The sequence below is a fragment of the Streptomyces corynorhini genome, assembly GCF_003346515.1.
GTDB classification, from domain to species: domain Bacteria; phylum Actinomycetota; class Actinomycetes; order Streptomycetales; family Streptomycetaceae; genus Streptomyces; species Streptomyces corynorhini.
The window spans coordinates 1-1,650 of record NZ_QQNA01000386.1 but is presented as its reverse complement, the minus strand read 5'-3'; the positions used below and the strand labels follow the sequence as shown (position 1 = coordinate 1,650).

The window sequence follows — 1,650 nt, the reverse complement described above, 5'->3', positions numbered from 1 at the left end:
CCTCGACCCCCTCGACCCCCTTGCCCCCCGGGGCGCCACGGGCGCGGAGGCGACGGCGCCGTACCGGGCCCTGGTCGTGACGGCCTCCAACCGCGCGTCGGCCGGCGTCTACGCCGACCGAGGCGGCCCGGTCCTGGCCGACGGTCTGGCCGCGCTCGGCTTCGCGGTCGACGGACCGCGGGTCGTTCCCGACGGCGATCCGGTCGAGCGGGCGCTGCGCGCCGGAGTGGCCGCCGCGTACGACGTGATCCTCACGACCGGCGGTACCGGCCTCTCGCCCACGGACCGCACCCCGGACGCCACCCGGCGCGTCGTCGACTACGAGATCCCGGGCATCCCCGAGGCGATCCGCGCCGAGGGTGTCCTCAAGGTGCCCGCCGCCGCGCTCTCCCGGGGCGTCGCGGGCGTCTCGGGGCGGACACTGATCGTGAACCTGCCGGGCTCGACCGGCGGCGTGCGCGACGGCCTCGCGGTGCTCGGCCGGCTGCTCGTCCATGCCGTGGACCAGATCCACGGCGGCGATCACCCCCGTACGTCCGGATGAACCCGGTCTGGCCCGTGACCCTGGCCAACGGCGATGTCGTCCTGCGCCCGATAAAGCTGCGCGACCAGGCCGCCTGGCGTGAGGTGAACCGGCGCAACCGCGACTGGCTGCGCCCCTGGGAAGCGACCATTCCGCCGCCGCCCCCCGGCGCCCCCGGAGCCCGGCGACCCACGTACCGCCAGATGGTCCGCCATCTGCGGGCCGAGGCCGCCGCGGGCCGGATGCTGCCGTTCGTCATCGAGTACCAGGGGCGGCTGGTCGGACAGTTGACGGTCGCGGGGATCACCTGGGGCTCGATGTGTTCGGGGCACGTGGGCTACTGGGTGGACCGCGAGGTCGCGGGGCGCGGCGTCATGCCGACGGCGGTGGCCCTCGCGGTCGACCACTGTTTCCGTACGGTCGGACTGCACCGCGTCGAGGTCTGCATCCGGCCGGAGAACGGCCCGAGCCGCAGGGTGGTCGACAAGCTCGGATTCCGCGAGGAGGGGCTGCGTCCGCGCTATCTCCACATCGACGGCGCGTGGCGGGATCACCTGGTCTATGTGCTGACGGCGGAGGAGGTACCGGAGGGGCTGCTCCACCGATGGCGGCAGAGACGCCCCGAGAACAATCAGAAAATGAAATAAGTGTTCGATATTGGTGACGATATGACAGTAAACCGATCCGAAACATCATAAAAAAAGTCCGTGATATCAGCCGGATCGTGCGACACACCGGCTCAATTGGCGGATGCCGCCGTGCGAACCCCTCTACGGTGTGAACCGTGAGCAGCAGCGGCCTCATCTACGCAGTCATCGTCGGGGCTTGGGCCGCCTACTTGGTGCCGATGTGGCTCCGCAGGCAGGACGAGCTGAATGAGGCGCGTCCGACGGAACGCTTCAGCACCGCCATCCGGCTGCTGTCCGGAAGGGCGGCCATGGAGCGCCGTTACGCCAAGGAGCTTCAGGGACGCGCCGAGGAGGCGGAGACCGACGGGGAACCGGACAGTCGTGCGGAATCGATCAGCTCCGTCGACGTCCGGTCCTTCTCCGCGCCCCGGGACCACACCGAGGTACGGATGGAGATCCACCCGTCCCCGCGCACGGTGCCCCGCCCCGCACCCGCCC

General features: G+C 71.0%; 2 protein-coding genes and 1 pseudogene. All 3 read left to right on the top strand.

All coding sequences use genetic code 11. The features are described from left to right. The first annotated feature begins 70 nt into the window (after positions 1–70). Entirely contained in the window at positions 71–544 is a 474-nt protein-coding gene (locus tag DVH02_RS33085) for a MogA/MoaB family molybdenum cofactor biosynthesis protein (protein ID WP_114627539.1), read from the top strand. Continuing rightward, positions 541–1,170, top strand: coding sequence for a GNAT family N-acetyltransferase (locus DVH02_RS33080; RefSeq protein ID WP_114627538.1), 630 nt, complete (start codon positions 541–543; stop codon positions 1,168–1,170). Before DVH02_RS33085 ends, DVH02_RS33080 begins: the two co-directional genes overlap by 4 nt. Positions 1,171–1,307: 137 nt before the next feature. After that, positions 1,308–1,650, top strand: a pseudogene (locus DVH02_RS33075) (hypothetical protein); the annotation flags it as partial.